This window comes from Helicobacter muridarum (assembly GCF_000765805.2).
GTDB lineage: Bacteria > Campylobacterota > Campylobacteria > Campylobacterales > Helicobacteraceae > Helicobacter_A > Helicobacter_A muridarum.
The window spans coordinates 52,183-70,158 of record NZ_JRPD02000003.1; the positions used below are offsets into that span (position 1 = coordinate 52,183).

The window sequence follows — 17,976 nt, forward strand, 5'->3', positions numbered from 1 at the left end:
TAGTTTTATGTTTTAATGGGATACCTCTATGGCTACTATTTTTGTAGCCTAAATTTATATAAGCTTGTATTATTTATGCGTAGCCAAATAATAATGATAGATTGAAATTGTTTTAAGTTTTGTTCTTGTGCCTTGCAATATAATCATCTAAAGCTATTCTAACGTTTCATTTATTGTGTTCAAATTCCCATATAAGTTTATTATCTATAAAAATACGTATATTCTATGGATTTAAGTTATAATTTAGGCTTGTTGTTGTGAAACCTATATACTAAGTATTATTTAATATATATTTACAAGGAGCAAGCCATGCAAGACGAACTATTTTCTAGAAGTAGGGGCGGATATTTCGGGGTTGGTGATTTGAGTTTTGGAGGTTGCTTTGTCCCAGAAATCCTCTATCCTGTTATTATGGATTTACAGGAAGCTTATTCAAATATTTTTAAAAGTAAATCTTTCAAAAAAGAATATAAATCATTGCTAAGGAATTTTGTAGGCAGACCAACACCATTGTTATATGCTAAAAATGCTTCTAATATTCTAAATAATGATATTTTTCTAAAGTTTGAGGGGTTAGCAAACACGGGTGCTCATAAGATAAATAACGCTATAGCCCAAGTTTTGTTAGCTAAAAGAATGAAAAAAAGTTTAGTCATTGCAGAGACAGGCGCAGGACAGCATGGAGTAGCGGTAGCTAGTGCCTGTGCATCGATAGGTATGCCATGTAAGATTTTTATGGGTGAAGTTGATATGCAAAGACAACGTCCAAATGTATTTATCATGGAACAGTTTGGAGCCAATGTAGTGCCTGTGTCAAGTGGAAGCAAAACACTAAAAGATGCCGTAAATGAGACATTGCGAGAGTGGAGTAATGATCCTCATGGCACGTTTTATGTCTTGGGGAGTGCTGTTGGACCAGCTCCATATCCAGATATGGTAAGAGATGCTCAAAGTGTCATTGGTAAAGAAATAAAAAAGCAACTTCATAGAACACTTGGAATTTTACCTGATTATCTTATAGCTTGCGTTGGTGGCGGCAGCAATGCTATGGGTGCATTTACTGCTTTTTTAGAGAATATAGATGTGAATTTGGTGATGGTTGAGGCAGGTGGTGATAACTTCTTGCCAAAGAAGCATGCTATGCGGCTTCATAGTGATAGTGATGCTAGGGTTGGTGTAGTCCAAGGCTACAAGTCCTATTTTTTACAAGATAAAAATGGACAAATCGTTGATACACACTCTATTAGTGCTGGGCTAGATTATCCAGGAGTTGGACCACAAATTGCCCATTTGGCAAGCATAAATAGAATAAAATGTCTTGCTGCGAGCGATAATGAAGCTTTAGAAGCATTGCAATTTTTTGCCAAGCATGAAGGAATTTTAGCTGCATTAGAATCTAGTCATGCCTTAGCTGGTGCATTAAAAATTGCAAAAAATGTAAGTAATAAAACTATTGTAGTAAATGTAAGTGGCAGAGGAGATAAAGATATATTTATTACTGCAAAACACCTTTGTGCGCAGAAATGGAAAGATTTTTTAGAGCTTGAGCTATCATCTGTAAATGAAAACTTAAAGAAACAAACAAGAGATTCTATAAATCCAAAGAAATCTATGCAAGTAGATAATGATGTTGATAAACTTGTTTTAAATAGTGCTGATTTTAACGCTTCTAATGATGATATTGTTTTAGATAAGGCAGAACCTATACTGCCTGCCATGCATATTAATCAGCCTAATATAAAACAAGATGTCCTAGATTTAAATGAGTTAAGCGATGAAGATTTTAGTTTTCTTGATGTTTGCCATTCGGACTTAAATAATGATTCCAAATTAGAAGAATCCGAATTATCTAATCCAGACTTAACCCAAGATGTGCAAAATTTGCAAGAACATACACAAAACGCTATTGTTATGGAAGATATTACCGAAGGAGAAAAAGCCAAATCAAATCAAAAAGAGATACAGAGCAGAGAGGATATAAACGATGAGCTCGTAAATGAAGAATCTATTCAAGATACACATATCTTAAACTCTACATTAAATTCACAAGAAAATGCAGAAGTACAAATTGATCAAAATAAAATACAAGATGAATTGCATATATTGGTAACTCCTAAAGATACACAGTCGATAGCTTTAGAATATAATTTTGATTCTCAAGCAAGCAATTCCAAGCACGATATGTTTGATTTTTTGACATTAGATAAAATCAATTTGGATAGCACTGAAACATTAGAATCCTTATCCTTATGTGATGAATTGCAAGTAAAAGATACAAATAACTCAGATAATATTGAGCTTGATCGGTTTGATGATAATCTTCTAAGTTTAGACTATTCTGCTGATGAAGATTCTGGGCAATCGCAAAGTATTGATTTTTTGCTTAACTCTCAATATCAAAATACGACACAAGATCTTAATAAAACAAATTCTAATGAAAAATCTACTCATAGCCATCAATGCATATCACAAGAAGCACAAAACGAGTGTTCTAATTTAGATTCCAAGGTGAAGGTGTTAGAGACTGATATGGGATTAAGCAAGATTTGGGGTAAATCGCTAAAGTCTTGAATACATGATATTAGGTTTTAGCCTTGTATAATTTAAGCTTTCCAAATCTCGATGAAGATATAATTTTTGATTATATTAATGATAATAAAGACTTTAATCATTGGATTATAAAAAATCCTATCTCATACTAAGCTTGAATAAACAATTAATCGCTAGACTTCAAATTGATTATGTTGATTAATATTGCTAAATACTCGCGTAGATTATAGATTTCTCTTTTTTTGCCATACTCCAGATCTAAATATAATATAAAAGATTGCTGCCCTGATATATGTTTCAATAAATATAATCACAAACAGACTATATAAATGCCAATCTTGACTAGTTGCAATAAGCATAGGTAACAATCTAAACAACGAAATGCTTATAATATTTACAAATAATGGAATCTGTGTCCAACCAGCTCCGCGTAATGCTCCATCATAGACAAATGATAATATAAGTGGAATTTGTGATAATCCTATGATAATTAAATACATTGCCGAAATATCTACTGCTATCAAGTCTTTAGACATAAAAATAAGTGATAATGGCCTAGCAAAAACAGCCAATAAGATTCCACAAAGCCCAAGTATTATACTAGATAGAATTGCGCAAAGCTTTGTGTATTCAAATGCTAATTTGTAGTCCTTTACACCAATACATTGCCCCATTAAGCTCATAATGGCTAGCATAAAACTAAATCCCGGCACAAAGGCAAAACTTTCAATCTTTGCGCCAGCTTGGAATCCGTTAATAGCACTATCACCATAGATTTCAGCATATTTTCCGACAAATATTAAAATCACATTCAGCGATATAATAGTAAAAATACGCTCTAATCCAGTAGGGATTGCAACCTTTAATCCATTCTTAAGAAATATCCAACGAAATACTAACAGTAGCTCAAGGCGTGTTTTTGAGAATTTAATAAGTAAAAACAATGCTAAAAGCTCTAAATAAGATATAAAAACACTAATTGCTGCAGCACCAAAAAGTCCCATCGAATCAATACCAAATGCTCCATTAATTAGTATTGAATTGCCAATAATACTAAGACATGTCATGACTATTTTGATATAGAATGGGGGTTTGGTGTCTCCTGTTGCTGCAAACGCAGAGATGATAATATTTTTTACCATAATGGCTGGAATAGCAAAAATAGTAATTAGAACATAAGAATAGCTAAGACTATATAGCTCATAGCTTAAATCTAAGGCTTGCAAATACAGCGGAATGCCAATATATGAAACTAAGAGTAGGGGAATGCAAAATATTAATGCGCTATATAGCATGGTAGAACATACTTCATTCATTTCTGTATAATTCTTTGCTCCATATCTTCTAGACATTAGTACATTTGCACCAATACCAAATATTGCGCTAACTGGGTAGAAGATTATGATGTAGTTTGCACCTAGACTTAATGCTGTGAAATAGAGTGGGGAAATGTTAGATAGAAAAAATAGGGCTATGAATAAATTTAACATATCTAATCCAGATTGTAATGCGCTAGGAATGGCAATATTTAGTATATTTGCTATCTTTGCTCTTGTGGTAGACATGCTTGACTTCTTTTTTTGTTTATGAAATTTACTTAAATCAATTATTCTGGCAGGAAATAAAACTAGTAAATTTAAGGCTATACCTATTTTTAGGAATTTTATATTTATTTATGTTGCTAAATACTCTAAGTATAACAATTAAGCCTAGATTTTAAACTTCATTCATGCCAAGTAAGAATTCATCGTTATTTTTTGTATTCCTAATCTTAGAGTATAAGAAGTTTAGTGCTTCTATATCGTCCATTTGGCTAATAACATTACGCAATATCCACACCTTTGTAAGTTTTTGTTCACCTAGCAATAAGTCATCTTTTCTTGTGCCTGATTTTAGAATGTCAAATGCAGGATAGATCCTCCTATCTGCAATATTTCTAGCTAGCACAATTTCGCTATTTCCTGTACCTTTGAATTCCTCAAATATGACTTCATCCATACGTGAGCCTGTCTCAATTAGAGCAGTAGCTATAATAGTTAAACTGCCACCGTTTTCAATATTTCTAGCTGCTCCAAAGAATCTCTTTGGTTTATGTAGGGCATTAGCATCTACGCCTCCACTTAAGACCTTGCCGCTAGATGGTGTAATGGCATTATAAGCTCGAGCCAGACGAGTGATAGAATCTAATAATATAACCACGTCTTTACCTACCTCTATACGTCTTTTTGCACGCTCCAAGACTAATTCGGCTACTCGAATATGATTTGTTGATGGCAAGTCGAATGTGCTAGAGAATACTTGTCCTTTTACGCTTCTCTCCATGTCTGTTACTTCTTCTGGACGCTCATCAATGAGTAGTACCATAAGCTCTACTTCTGGATGATTATTACTTATTCCATGTGCTAGTTCTTTCATAAGTTCAGTTTTGCCAACCCTAGGTGGAGCAACTATAAGGGCTCTTTGTCCTTTGCCAATAGGACTAAATAAATCTAATATTCTACCTGTAACCTTTTGGCTATTGTATTCAAGTTTTAGTTGTTCTGCAGGAAATAATGGTGTTAGATTTTCAAATAATGGACGATTTTTAATTTCATCTAAACTTAGATAATTTACTGCCTCAATTTTTAGTAATGCATAGTATCTTTCTTGTTCCTTGGGAGGTCTTACCTGTCCTGTGATAATGTCTCCATTGCGAAGCGCAAATCTCTGAATTTGGCTTTGCGAAACATAGGTATCATGTTGTGTATCTGAAAACTTCTCATCAATGGAACGTAAGAATCCATAGCCTTCATTGGTAATTTCTAAAATTCCAGATATTAGGATAAATCCGCCTTGGCTTACTTGATTCTTTAAAATTTCAAAGATTAATTCTTGTCTTAGAAATTCTTGTGGATTTTGAATTCCAAGATTTTTGGCTATATCGATAAGCTTTTGCATTGGAGTAATGCGCAACTCCTCAACTTTAAATCCATTTACAGGGGTATGTGTTCGTTTAGATGAATCCTTTATTTTTGTTCCTTTATCTTCATTATCGTATGCTGTTTTATCATTTTTTTTGTTTGATTTATGTGGTTTTTTTGTTTTTATGTCGGTTTTTTCATTATCGTTGGGCATAAGTTTCTCCTATTCTCAAATATTATAAGCTATAAATTCATTTGATTTTGCTTGTTTGATATTTTGCTTGCGAATCTGTAACTGCTAAATTTTGTAATGGGTTGTCTCCCTATTAAGAGATATATTAAGATGTAGAATTCAAAATGTTTGAGAGAAATTTAATTTATTTTATTACTAGAAGATTAGCGATAAGCAACAAAATCAAATGTTAATCAGTAGAATCTAACTAACTAGAAAAGAAAAGATTCTACGATTTACTTACTAGCTTTATAAAGTAGCTAGAGACTTTGTTTTACTTGCGATACTATATTAGCAAAAGCTACTGGATTGCTATAAGCTATATCTGCTAAAACTTTTCTATCTAAGTCTATATTAGCTTTCTTTAGTCCGCTAATGAACTTAGAGTAGCTTATATCGCTTTTTCTACAGGCAGCATTGATTCGAACTATCCACAATGCTCTGAAGTTTCTCTTTTTTTGTTTTCTATCTCTGTATGCATAGCATAGGCTTCTCTCTAATTGCTCCTTAGCTTTCCTAAAATGTTTTCTTCTACCACTATAAAAGCCTTTTGCGAGCTTTAGAATCTTTTTGTGCCTTCTTCTTCTAACTATACCTGTTTTAACTCTCATGATTATTATTCTCCTGTAACTTTGCCTTAATACTTACAAATATGATAAGGCGCAAACTTTCGTTTAAACTTTCCCTATTGCTAGGGGACAATTGTGATTTACTAATGCAAAAAGCCTTAGGCAATGATAGCTATCTTAAGCATAACATACTCTTGATAGATTCTTCATTGGCACTATGGACATAGTGCGGTGCATTTAATCTTGCCTTGCGTCTTGGCGATTTCTTGGTTAAGATGTGATTCTTAAAAGCAGCAGCTCTTTTGATGGCGTTTTTCTTAAGTTTAAATCGCTTTGCAGCACCGCGATTAGTTTTCATTTTTGGCATCAATATCTCCTTTCATAAAATAAAATAGAAATTATAACATAAAAATTATGCTTTAATTTTATTATTTGGAATCATTAACGCGGTGGCATATTTACCTTCAATTTTTGGCTCTTTATCTGCATGTGCAATATCTTCTACCATAGCACAAACCCTTTTTAGCATTTCAAATCCTGCAATAGGATTTTGTAATTCCCTGCCTCGCAAAAAAACTCGAAATTTTACATGCTTGCCTTCCTCGAAGAATTCTCTTGCATGCTTTACTTTATAATTAATATCATTTTGCGCAATCTGTGTAGAAAGTTTGATTTCTTTTACTTCTATTTGTTTTTGCTTTTTCTTTGATTCTTTTAATCTCTTTTCTGCTTGATAGCGAAATTTACCATATTCTACAATTTTACATACAGGAGGCTTAGCGGAAGGAGAGATACATATCAAGTCTAAGCCCTGATCTCTGGCTATCTTCTGTGCTTCTTCAATGCTAAAAATTCCTAATTGCTCACCCAATTCAGATACGCATCTCACTTCTTCAAAATGGATTTGCTCATTTATCAATATCTCTTCTTTGCTCAAAAGTTTACCTCTCTATTTAGTTTATTTACCTTGGCTATAAAGTCCGATCTTTTCATTTCATATTGCAAGCTATCTTGCTGCTTGTTGCTATTCCTGTCTGATTTATTAGGTATTTTATTTGACCTATCGCGTATAGACAATATATCATTTTCCATCTCTTTATCACCTATTATTACAATAAATGGAATCTTTTGCTTCTCAGCATTACGAATTCTTTTATTCAAAGAATCAGATTTTGAATTAATTTCTGAATAAATACCAATATGTCGCAATGATGATTGCAAATTCTTAGCAAAATCTATATGTTCATTTGATATTGGAATAATAGCTATTTGAGTTGGTGTAATAAAAAATGGTAACTCTCCTCCAAAATGCTCGACTAATATGGCTATGAACCTTTCAAAGCTTCCTAGTATCGCTCTATGAATCATTACTGGACGTGCTTGTTGGTTGTTCTCATCAATATAGCTAAGAGCAAAACGTTCAGGTAAATTCATATCAATTTGAACCGTGCCACACTGCCACTTCCTGCCCAATGCATCTGTAATCTTTATATCGATCTTTGGTCCATAAAATGCACCTCCTCCTTCATCTATACGATATTTCACATTATTTGACTTTAGCGCGTTTTTTAAGGCAGTAGTGGCACTCTCCCATACTGCATCATCACCTATTGACTTTTCTGGTCTAGTAGATAATTCCATTTCATATTCAAAGCTAAATGCTTTCATTACTTTATTTGTGAATCTCAATATCGCATTTACTTCAGATTCTATTTGATCTTGGCGACAAAATAAATGTGCATCATCTTGCGTAAATTCTCTTACTCTTAGTAGTCCATGCAAAACACCGCTTTTTTCATGTCTATGCACAATGCCATATTCATAGAATCTTAAAGGTAATTCCCTGTAGCTTCTAATGCTACTTTGATATACCTTTATATGTCCAACGCAATTCATTGGTTTTATGCCATATTCCACTTCATCGATTGTTGTGAAATACATATTCTCTTTATAATTTGTGTAATGTCCACTAATTTTCCATACATCACTTTTTAGAATTTCTGGACCGCGCACTGGTTCATATTCATTTAATATCAATGCTTTAGTAAGTAGTTCTTCTAATCTATTACGAAGCCTAGCACCTCTAGGAAGCCAAATTGGCAAACCAGCACCTATTTCCTCGTCAAAGTGAAATAGTCCCATATCTATGCCCAATCTCCTATGGTCGCGTTTTTTAGCTTCTTCTAGTATGTATAAATATTGTTTTAGATTCTGCTTTTGTGCAAAGGCTATGCCATAGATTCTAGTAAGCATGCTAGCACTCTCATCGCCGCCTAGATATGCCCCTGAAATCTTTGTTAATTTAAATGCCTGTAAGAATTTTAAATTAGGCAAATGAGGACCTCTGCATAAATCTTCAAAGTCTCCTTGTTGATAAATGCTAAAGCTATCTCCTTCTATTCTGTTCATTACTGCTTGTTTTAGTTCATCATTATAAAATCTAGCTTCTGCCTCTTTTCGTGTTAGATGAATCTTGCTTAGCTTCTCACCCTTTTTGGCAATCTCTTTCATCTTATCTTCAATCTTTGATAAGTCTTCTTTTCCTATCTTAGAGTTTACCTTAAAGTCATAATAAAATCCCTCATCTACCACTGGACCTACGAAAAATTTTGCTTCAGGATAAATGGATTTAATTGCTTCAGCCAATAGATGAGCGCAAGTATGACGTATAATCTCATGTGCTAATGGAGTGTCTGCGAATAATATTGGTTCTAATGTGGAAGTATCAAGATTTTGCTCTGTGGCTGTTTGAGTATCAATAATTGTGTTATCTTGCAGATAACCAATAACATTTTGCATACTTTGCAATGTATTCCTTTCTCTCAAATTTATCTAAAAATAATATTTATCTATGAATTATAGCTATAAAAGTCAAGGATTTAAGTTACTAATTATACAAATGACAACTTAAAAGACACTTAAGCATAGGATAATGGTTGATTTGTTATATTATAAATATGCAATTATCTTATGCTATACCATTTAGCATTATATGATGTAAGCTTTGTTTGCAAAAATAAAATTTATCTAAAATTTAGAGTCGAACCAATTTGCAATCTGGCTTCGAATTGTATACTTTAGCTGCAATCCAAATAAAAAATCATCTTCTTTTGCTTTAGATAATAAGCTTAAAGCCCCATTGCGAAATTTACTTAAATATGGGTGGTCTATTTGATTATAGTCGCCTAAAAATACAATTCTACTACCCTCTCCAAGCCTTGTGCCAATTAGCTTGATAGTAGCATCAGAGGCATTTTGCACCTCATCAAATATAACGAACTTGTTATGTAGGCTAATGCCTCTTGCATGTGCTATATCCATGATTTCGATTCTATGTTTTTTTAGGAAATATTGTGTTGCTTCTTCCTTATCTATACCCTTGCTTTCACCTTTATATTCAATACGTTTGGCTAAGGAATTTTCCTTTAGACTTTCGATTATAAAATTAACGCTACTAAATAACGGATACATAAAATAATGCAACTTTTGAATCTCATCTCCCTTTCTAAATCCAAGTTCAGCTTCTTTGTCGTTTGCAGTGATTGTATTTCTCATATAAATGATTCCATCAACAAGCCCCATTTTTTGCAAGGAAATGCCAGCTTGCAGTGCTATTAACGTCTTTCCACTTCCTGTGCTGCCTGTGATTATGCTTAGTTGATTATGTGGATATGTAAGCATGACATATGCTAGCTTTTGCTCGATATTTAATGGCAAGATATATGGTTTATGCTCTTTGATTATAGAATCAAGTTCTAATATATCTAGCTTATCATTATGCTTTACGCCAAATAATTTCTTACCTGTTAGATAACATTCACTATCTGTATAGTCTATTTCTTCAATTTCTATGATGTGCCATTGACTTAAGGCTTGAAATGCCTTACTTTTTTCAAACGTAATCTTATCACTTAAGTCTCTAAGCAATTTGGTTTTGTAAATAAATTCAATATCTTTAGGATTTAGCACTTGTCCGCGTTTTATTGATTGAGATTGTATATTATCTGCAAGCGATCTAACTCTCAAGGCTATATCATTGGTGAGTAAAACTAACTTATAATCCTTTGCTATCTCCCTAATCTTTGCGTCATTGTAGCCGTAATCTAGAAATGCTGTTTTATATTTTGTCCTTGTTATAACCCAAATTGGCACATAAACTTCCCCGCTTTTAAACTCAATACGAGAGATATAATCACTGGGTAAAGATTCTATATTAGAGTTAGTGTATATGTTTATCTCATCATTATTTGTAAGCTTTCTTACATTTGAGTCAAGAACAACACAGCGAAAAAACTCTCTAGCAAAGAATCCGCTCTCACTTTGAGAATCTTTCTTTCTATCGAGCTCTTCTAATATTATATCGCTAATATAAAGCTCGTGATGTTTGTGGTGCAAATATACTAAATTTTCTGTATTATCAAGGATAACCGATGTATCCAATAAAAACCTTTGCAAATATCTCCTTTATCACAAAATACAACTCTAAATTTTACTTGATTTTTTGAAAAACTTTATTTTGTATTGCAATAATCAATTTATAGAAAGCTTTAGTTATAATCATTTGTAATTCAAATGCAAGAGAGAACTTTGGATTCCATATTAATGAAAGTGGACTATATTGCTAATTCAATAAAATATAACACAATACTACCATTCATAAAATCATACAAATAAAATATATACTTTGATTCTTCCTAGCGTTTATTGAGATTCAATCTCTAAAGAATCGCATAATGCTTTTAACAGCATTTAATATAAAACTTTACATACGCATTCAAACCTATTATTAACAGCGGATATTGTTTTATGCAACAAAAAGAAAGTTTGCATTGGGAAGTAAGATTTGCCAATATCATTGAAATTTGTAAGTTAGGCTTTTTGGAGATTAAGAATAATTTTGTTAAACTTGGTATTATTGTTGGCAAATATGTCAATAAATTCTTAAAGTTTGGTGGTATGCAGTTTGTAGCATTTGTCGCTTCTACACAAAGTGTAAAATGTGATGATTGTTATCATCAGTCTTTTAGAATGGGCAGAATCTGTGTTTGTGCAAGATATTAAACAAGAATGCTTTGATTACACAAGTGCTTAATCGTGCAAAGAAGCTAGATAATGAAGTATATTTGTTTAATCCATTCTCTAGTCGAACTCATATATAATCCCTTTACATTATTGACATGCTAAATACAAGCATTGTGATTTGTAGCTTATTGATTTAGAAAATATCATCTATCCAAGTTATAGAAAAGATGCTATTGGGTTTTGTTATCTCTATATAGATTTAGCATTAAGTGAATATGGTAGTGCATTTAAGTTATATAACTTAAGGGCAGGTTTACTTCTATGGGATTTACAATTAAGCAAAAGCTTTTATTTTAAAGTATATGATAATGAGGTAAAAGATTTTGATAAGGCTTATAGATTCTTAAAAGATAGGTTTAATTAGCGAAGTTACAAAAAAGTATTAGTTTCATTGTTAGATAAAACCTTAGGCTACTTATTATCCACCAATCACTCTCTCAATTAGAAATGACTTTGTTTGATTGTTATGGTAAATAGGGTGCAAAAACTCTGATTACAAAATATGCGTGTCAAATTTATGCACTAAGAGAGTAAGAGGACGCTTAGTTTATTAGTAAAATTTTAGGAAATAAGACGTTGAAACAAACAAGCAAAAGCCGTAATCACAGCAGAAGTGGCAATCATCTTACATTTTACATTAATGTTGGCATAAGAATTAAGAGAAATGGCATTTGAAAAAAAGAGCTTATTTCTATTGATAGTGGTAAACCAATCGATTAAAAACATTAAAGGCTTGCCTAGTATAGATGAGCTAGAAATGCAATCTTTAATAGAGAGCGCAATATTAAAATATCAATTCAAAAAAAAGGGGTGGGGCAAGAATCATGCCTGTAGAATTAGAAACAAAACGCAATTTCTCATATAAAGAATCATCGTTTAAAACAACCGCTCCCCCCACACTATCACTATGCCTATTAATATATTTTGTCATACTATGCACCACGACATCAGCACCTAAATCTAAGGGTTTTTGTAGATAAGGTGTAGCAAAGGTATTATCGACTATGGTTAAGATATTATGTTTTTTTGCTATTGCACAAATAGCTTTTATATCACAAAGCTGCAAAAGTGGATTAGTTGGGGATTCTAGCCAAATCATTTTAGTCTTACTCGTAATAGCAGATTGGATATTTTCTAAATTTGTCATATCAAGGTATTTGACTTTGATATTAAAATGATTAAATACTTTACTTAAAAGTCGTCTTGTCCCTCCATAAATATCATCAAAACAAAGAATCTCATCATCAGATTTTAAAAAACTCAATAAACTCACACATTCAGCCGCTTGACCGCTTGCATAACAAATCGCATATTTTGCATTCTCTAAAGCTGCTAACTTACTCTCTACAACTTCCCTTGTAGGATTGACAGAACTAATGGCTTTTGTGAAATAAGCTATGCAAACTAAAGGCTTTTTATGGATTATTTAACAGCTAGAATTATAAGTGAAGCAGGCTATGGCAAACTGCAAGGTGATATAGATAAGGATTTGCAACAAGAAATACTAATAAGCAATAAAGCTAATGAAAACGAAGTTTCGCAGTCAAAGCAAAATTTTACAAACCTACTCAAGCCTCAAGGCACGCAAAACAATCCTTTAGCTTCGAATGTAAGACCACAAGCTAAAGATAATAGCACATTGCAAAACTTGGGACGCAATGTGATTAATATAAATGACAATTCATTACAAGCCACACAAGATAGCACCATAGCTAAACCAAATCCCACAAGCACTTACAATAGTAATATAGTCTTAAGTAGCGATCCAAATTTTAAGCCTCAAACTAGCCAATTTGCAAACTTAAAAGATTCTAAAAATTCAAACTCTACTCCATTTAAGAAACAAGCTTATACCACATAAGAGACTAGGAAATGTAATCTCTGATTTAAATTTTATAATCATTTAGGCTATGGCAGTAACTCAATGCGATATAGAGACTTAGTAGCAAAGTATCAAGAAGTTAATCCTCTTGCAAAGGAATATAATATTACAGATTATCTATCACTTGCAAAATACTATGATTTACAATCTAGCGAGATTCCTTCATCAAATAGTTAATCTCGAATACCCAAATCCTCTAATAGTATTTTCAAAATCTGGTTTTGCAAAGGTGCTTGCTAGATGGATAGAGCTTATAACATCACTTGAGGTTTCACCGCTTAAATTAGGTTCTTCAGCCACAGATATGGCTTTGGTGCTAAACTTCATAATCTTCCTTTCTTAAATAAATTTAACTTGATAAAATTCTACTATTATTTTTTTAAAAAGGCTTACTTTAAGAATATCTCAATGGCAAAATGATAGTTTCTTAATTTATAATGCATACGAAATATCACCTTGTAATCTTAATTTATGTTGCACTCTTAAATCCAAATAAAGGAGATTTTACACACAAATCTTAATTTATGTTACTTTATAGAAAAAACCAAAGAAAAAATAACAAAATTATTACAACCTAAAACGCAATATGTTAAACTCAAAGTGCTTAAAATTATATAGATTACAGGTATAGAGGGCTTTAAGCAATAAATCATAAGGCATTTATATCTAATTTAAAGGGTAAGCTATGCAAGAAAAAAATCATCTCTTAGAAGAGGCTATATTACCAGTTTGGAATAACCAAAGAACGATAGGATTCATAGGTTTTATTTGGATGTGGATAAGTATGGCAGTTATTATCGCTACTTTTTCACTAGGAGAGACAGGCATTAAATCTATGTCGCTTTGGGAAGTTTTGGGCATAATTTTCATTGCCAATGTGGCTATTGCTATTATTATGACCCTTGTAGCAGATATTGGTGTAGAACATGGGCTTTCGTTTGCGGTGTATTTGCGAGCTCCCTTTGGGATAAAGGGAACACATTTCCCCTCCATTGCAAGGGGTATTGGAGCATCGATATGGTTTGGGATTCAAACCTATTTGGGAGCCTTAGCCCTCAATGGAATCTCCGAATATCTATTAGGTTTTGATAATTGGTTTATATGGTATGTGCTTTTTGCCATTATTCAAATAGTTAGCACGGGTATGGGGATTAGATCGGTGGAAGTTATTACTTCAGTAGCAGCACCTTGTATCATCGCTGTAACAATTTGGATGTATTTCACATTAGAAGAACTTGCACAAATTAAGGGCGTTAATATCTGGACTTTTGCAGGTAGTGAAAATATTAATCTCTTTGTCTTTTTCTTTGCTAATATGTCCTTTTGGTCTGCTTTAGCCATAGATATTCCTAATCTTACGCGTTTTTTAAAAACCCAAAGTGGAGCAAAAAGTTTTTTTAAAAGGAACAAAAATGTCTTTATAGCCCAGCTTATAGCACTTCCAGCTACACAGGCTTGGATAGGGGCTATTGGAGGTATTTCTTTTTTAGCAGCAGGACTTTGGAATCCTATAGAAGTTATACAGGCTAATGGCACAGGGCTTACAATGATTGTTTTACTTGTTATGGTGATTTTCTCTCAATGGTCTACTAATGCCCCTGCAAACCTTATCCCCGCAGCTTTAGCTTTTGTTAATGCTGGAGCACCTAAGATTCATTATTTCACCGCTGTTGTGCTTGCAGGTATTGTTGGAACTATTATTATGCCTTGGCTCATCTTAGATAATCTCTTTATTTTCCTTGGCTATTATGGTGCAGTGTTATCGGGCATAGCAGGAATTATCATCGCAGATTATTACATTATCCGCAAAAGAAAAGTAAATGTCCCACATCTATACCGCTATGATGGGCAGTTTGTCTTTTATAAAGGCTTTAATTTTGCCGGTCTTTTGAGCTGGTTAATTGGAGGGGTTTTAGCCATTTATTTTACGAGCTATGCTTTTTTAGTGGGCTTTTTTGTAAGCCTAATTGTCTATGTTTTTTTAATGAAAGTTTGGATTATACCAAGATACACTCAAGCTGAAATTGCAAGTAAGGATGATAGCTTTCTTGGGACAAGTGTTGGTATGAATTGGGTCTATGATAGTAAAAATGAAAAATTCAACCGTATAGCCACGCAAAACCTTAGCCTAACTCCTAGGGAGGATAGATAGATTAGAATCTTAAAAGAATTTTGCCTCTTGGTATTACAATACAAATAATGCGAAATTGGGAAGTAACCATAGGACTTTGCGGTTTCAGTTTGCAAAATCAAAAGATTATGAAAAAGGATTTTCTCTTTAGTGCTTTAGTAATCTTAGATTAAATTGTTTAGATTCTATGTTTGCTTTTATTTTATCAATTTTACTCTTTTCTAAAATCTTTTACTATATTTTAGATTTGCTTCAATGAGCGTTGAATTTGTTTTAAACTCACCACTCAAGCTATAATAATTATCCTCTTAAGATTCTCGTTTTTCAAATATCTATCTACAATAAGGCTTTAAAGTATTGGCGTTATCACTTTCCTGCTATTAACATACTATCTCTACCTTTAGAACTATAAGCGCAAGTATAAACCCTTGTTAGATTTTATTCCCATTTTATGAATAAGCTTGCTTATCTCTTTGAGTTACCTTTCATTTTGTTTTAGTGGCTTATACTCATATTTTGTAATGGCAAATGGTTAAACTACTGTGTTGAATGTATATTTTATTTTTTTTTTTTTTTTTGTAAATATTGCCCAAATTGTATAATTTTTGTATTCATATCCAATATGACAAAAAGCGGTATTTTGTAAAGCCTTTTGTAGTTTCAAGTCTTTTTCATTTCTTCATTACTGAATTCTTGTTTGAAGAATCACTAAATTAGTATAAATTAAATATAAACTAAAAGTTTATTGCAAAAGCTATAGTTATCTATTTGTTAGAATACAATTGTCTTGTTTTTGTATACAAATATCCTATCCTCTAAAGCGAAATTAAGGGCTCGAGATAAAACTACCTTTTCAATATCTCGTCCAGCCCTTTGCATATCTCTCCAAGAATAACTATGGTTAATATGAATGATATCTTGCGTTATAATAGGACCTTCATCTAGATTTTCATTTACAAAATGTGCAGTTGCTCCAATAATCTTTACTCCTCGCTCATATGCTTGTTTATAAGGGTTTGCACCTATAAATGCAGGGAGAAAACTATGGTGTATATTAATAATTTTATTATAGAAATGATTTGTAAAATTACTTGTTAGGATTCTCATATATTTTGCAAGAACAAGATAATCTATATTAAATTTGATAACTTCTAAAATTTTTGCCTCATGAGATTCTCTACTAAGATTATTAGATGGGATATGAAAAAATGGTATACCAAATTTATCTGCCAATGGACTCAATATGTTGTGATTGCTTATAATGGCCTTTATATTGGCATTTAACTCACCGCTATCATGTCTTAGGAGTAGGTCTCCTATACAGTGATTTTCCTTTGTGCAAAGGATAATGATGTTTTTCTTGCTAAGTGGTTGTATTTTAAGCATGCTATCTGTAGGCAAAATATCAATTAGCCGTTTATATAAAACATTATTATCTACTTCGCCGCAAGCATGTGTGCGCATAAAAAAACGTAAATTTTCCCTATCTACATATTCATCATTACGTTCTATATTTAGTCCTAGCTCATAGAGAACTGAAGATATATTATAGATGAGTCCTTTTCTATCGGTTGCACTAATTAGAATTACAAGTTCCATAGCTTAATATTATGTATTTTTACTTTCTGATTTGATGTTGTTTGCTTTTTATATTCCGCAATTTGCCCAAGCTGGGTTTACTAATAGTATATAAGTCTATATTATCTGGCTGTAATTACAATCCAATTCCTATATTTAAGCCGATAACATGTGTATAGTTATTTGGCTCTACATAATTCCCTATGAATTGTCCTTTTTTGTAGCCATCTTTTACATCTGATTCCAAAATATTCCAGTATTGATAATATGCTTTTAGGAATATCGAATATTTGTTATTTGGATTATAAGATAGCATGAGAGAAGCTGCATATCCGCTGCCATTTTTTTGTTCAAAGTTAAGATCGGAATCATATCCAATATCAGTCATATAAGTCTTATTCCAGCCCCTAATGAGTCGCCTGTATTGGGCATTCAACGTAATAGAAACCTTAGAACCAATGAAAGCTCCAATGTTTAGCCCTGCTAAATAATACACGTAGTGTTGTTCACGTTTATACGCATTTGGATCGTTATATTTATTATATGCAAATCGATAACCAACTCCTATATCTAATCCAACATGAACCCTACTGATAACTATATGTGGATTTATAATATATTCTGTAAAGTAATAGTAATCATTCGAGCTTGCATTGTATGGGAAGCAATTTTTTTGCTGTGTATTTGGTGTTATTGTGCATGCTTGTCCTTCATATTTGGTATTTATGCTTTTATAATACCCCCCTGATATAGATTGCGTTAGATTAGAGAAACTATTAGTTACTTTTGTATCAAATCCAGCCATAGCCCCAGATATTTTCATGAGTCTATTATTGTCTCCATCTACTTCCTTATAACTATAGTATTGCGTTCCAGCACTAAGCCTATATCCCCAAGCACCATACTTAGTATTTTTCTCCATCTCTTCGTTAAAATAGTCTATGAAATCTGGAAAAACTGCCGCATAGCTAATTCCTTGCGCAACAAAAGCTACAGTTGCACAAAGCAAGCATTGCTTAAAGTAATTCATATAAAACCCCTTAAGAACAAGT

At 32.6% G+C, this 17,976-nt stretch carries 16 protein-coding genes; 5 read left to right on the forward strand and 11 right to left on the reverse strand.

What is annotated here, in order from left to right; translation table 11 throughout:
- Nucleotides 1–309: 309 nt before the first annotated feature.
- Complete coding sequence (gene trpB / locus LS73_RS10500; RefSeq protein ID WP_081955476.1) at nt 310–2,571, forward strand: tryptophan synthase subunit beta; 2,262 nt, start codon at nt 310–312, stop codon at nt 2,569–2,571.
- A gap of 203 nt (nt 2,572–2,774) precedes the next feature.
- Here trpB and LS73_RS02120 read toward each other — a convergent pair whose 3' ends face one another.
- The 7 genes from LS73_RS02120 to LS73_RS02150 form a co-directional block, all read right to left on the reverse strand.
- Nucleotides 2,775–4,115, reverse strand: a complete 1,341-nt coding sequence (locus LS73_RS02120; protein ID WP_034556709.1) for an MATE family efflux transporter — start codon at nt 4,113–4,115, stop codon at nt 2,775–2,777.
- A 151-nt stretch (nt 4,116–4,266) separates the two neighbouring features.
- Nucleotides 4,267–5,664, reverse strand: a complete 1,398-nt coding sequence (rho, locus tag LS73_RS02125; protein WP_034556711.1) for a transcription termination factor Rho — start codon at nt 5,662–5,664, stop codon at nt 4,267–4,269.
- A gap of 278 nt (nt 5,665–5,942) precedes the next feature.
- Nucleotides 5,943–6,296 (reverse strand): 50S ribosomal protein L20, encoded by a 354-nt coding sequence (gene rplT / locus LS73_RS02130; protein WP_034556713.1) that lies wholly within the window; start codon nt 6,294–6,296, stop codon nt 5,943–5,945.
- A 127-nt stretch (nt 6,297–6,423) separates the two neighbouring features.
- Nucleotides 6,424–6,618 (reverse strand): 50S ribosomal protein L35, encoded by a 195-nt coding sequence (gene rpmI, locus LS73_RS02135; RefSeq protein WP_034556715.1) that lies wholly within the window; start codon nt 6,616–6,618, stop codon nt 6,424–6,426.
- A 45-nt stretch (nt 6,619–6,663) separates the two neighbouring features.
- Nucleotides 6,664–7,188, reverse strand: a complete 525-nt coding sequence (gene infC / locus LS73_RS02140; protein WP_034556716.1) for a translation initiation factor IF-3 — start codon at nt 7,186–7,188, stop codon at nt 6,664–6,666.
- The gene (gene thrS / locus LS73_RS02145; RefSeq protein WP_034557348.1) at nt 7,185–9,050 is read right to left on the reverse strand and encodes a threonine--tRNA ligase; all 1,866 of its coding nucleotides are present in this window, start codon (nt 9,048–9,050) and stop codon (nt 7,185–7,187) included. Before thrS ends, infC begins: the two co-directional genes overlap by 4 nt.
- Nucleotides 9,051–9,278: 228 nt before the next feature.
- Nucleotides 9,279–10,706, reverse strand: a complete 1,428-nt coding sequence (locus tag LS73_RS02150) for a PhoH family protein (protein ID WP_034556718.1) — start codon at nt 10,704–10,706, stop codon at nt 9,279–9,281.
- Between the two features lie 351 nt (nt 10,707–11,057).
- Here LS73_RS02150 and LS73_RS02155 point away from each other — a divergent pair, with 351 nt between their 5' ends.
- Nucleotides 11,058–11,312: a hypothetical protein gene (locus tag LS73_RS02155; RefSeq protein WP_034556720.1), complete on the forward strand. Its 255-nt coding sequence runs from the start codon at nt 11,058–11,060 to the stop codon at nt 11,310–11,312.
- Nucleotides 11,313–12,117: 805 nt separating this feature from the next.
- Here LS73_RS02155 and LS73_RS02160 read toward each other — a convergent pair.
- Nucleotides 12,118–12,759, reverse strand: a complete 642-nt coding sequence (locus LS73_RS02160) for a trans-sulfuration enzyme family protein (RefSeq protein ID WP_081955477.1) — start codon at nt 12,757–12,759, stop codon at nt 12,118–12,120.
- On the opposite strand from LS73_RS02160, the gene LS73_RS02165 reads away from it, so the two are divergent.
- Nucleotides 12,751–13,194 carry a hypothetical protein gene (locus LS73_RS02165; RefSeq protein ID WP_034556723.1) on the forward strand — a complete coding sequence of 148 codons (444 nt, stop codon included), beginning with the start codon at nt 12,751–12,753 and terminating at the stop codon, nt 13,192–13,194. The two genes, LS73_RS02160 and LS73_RS02165, sit on opposite strands and share 9 nt — an antisense overlap.
- Before the next feature lie 63 nt (nt 13,195–13,257).
- Nucleotides 13,258–13,392 carry a hypothetical protein gene (locus tag LS73_RS10415; RefSeq protein ID WP_267891687.1) on the forward strand — a complete coding sequence of 45 codons (135 nt, stop codon included), beginning with the start codon at nt 13,258–13,260 and terminating at the stop codon, nt 13,390–13,392.
- Here the strand turns inward: LS73_RS10415 and LS73_RS02170 are convergent.
- Nucleotides 13,381–13,542: a hypothetical protein gene (locus LS73_RS02170; RefSeq protein ID WP_233708804.1), complete on the reverse strand. Its 162-nt coding sequence runs from the start codon at nt 13,540–13,542 to the stop codon at nt 13,381–13,383. The genes LS73_RS10415 and LS73_RS02170 overlap by 12 nt on opposite strands.
- Before the next feature lie 358 nt (nt 13,543–13,900).
- Between LS73_RS02170 and LS73_RS02175 the strand changes: the two genes are divergently transcribed.
- Nucleotides 13,901–15,367 carry an NCS1 family transporter gene (locus tag LS73_RS02175; protein ID WP_104692253.1) on the forward strand — a complete coding sequence of 489 codons (1,467 nt, stop codon included), beginning with the start codon at nt 13,901–13,903 and terminating at the stop codon, nt 15,365–15,367.
- A gap of 750 nt (nt 15,368–16,117) precedes the next feature.
- Here LS73_RS02175 and purU read toward each other — a convergent pair.
- Together purU and LS73_RS02185 are read right to left on the reverse strand one after the other, a co-directional pair.
- Nucleotides 16,118–16,945 (reverse strand): formyltetrahydrofolate deformylase, encoded by an 828-nt coding sequence (gene purU, locus LS73_RS02180; protein ID WP_104692131.1) that lies wholly within the window; start codon nt 16,943–16,945, stop codon nt 16,118–16,120.
- Nucleotides 16,946–17,060: 115 nt separating this feature from the next.
- On the reverse strand, nt 17,061–17,954 hold the full coding sequence (locus LS73_RS02185) for a hypothetical protein (RefSeq protein ID WP_034557909.1): 894 nt from the start codon (nt 17,952–17,954) through the stop codon (nt 17,061–17,063).
- Between the last annotated feature and the right edge of the window lie 22 nt (nt 17,955–17,976).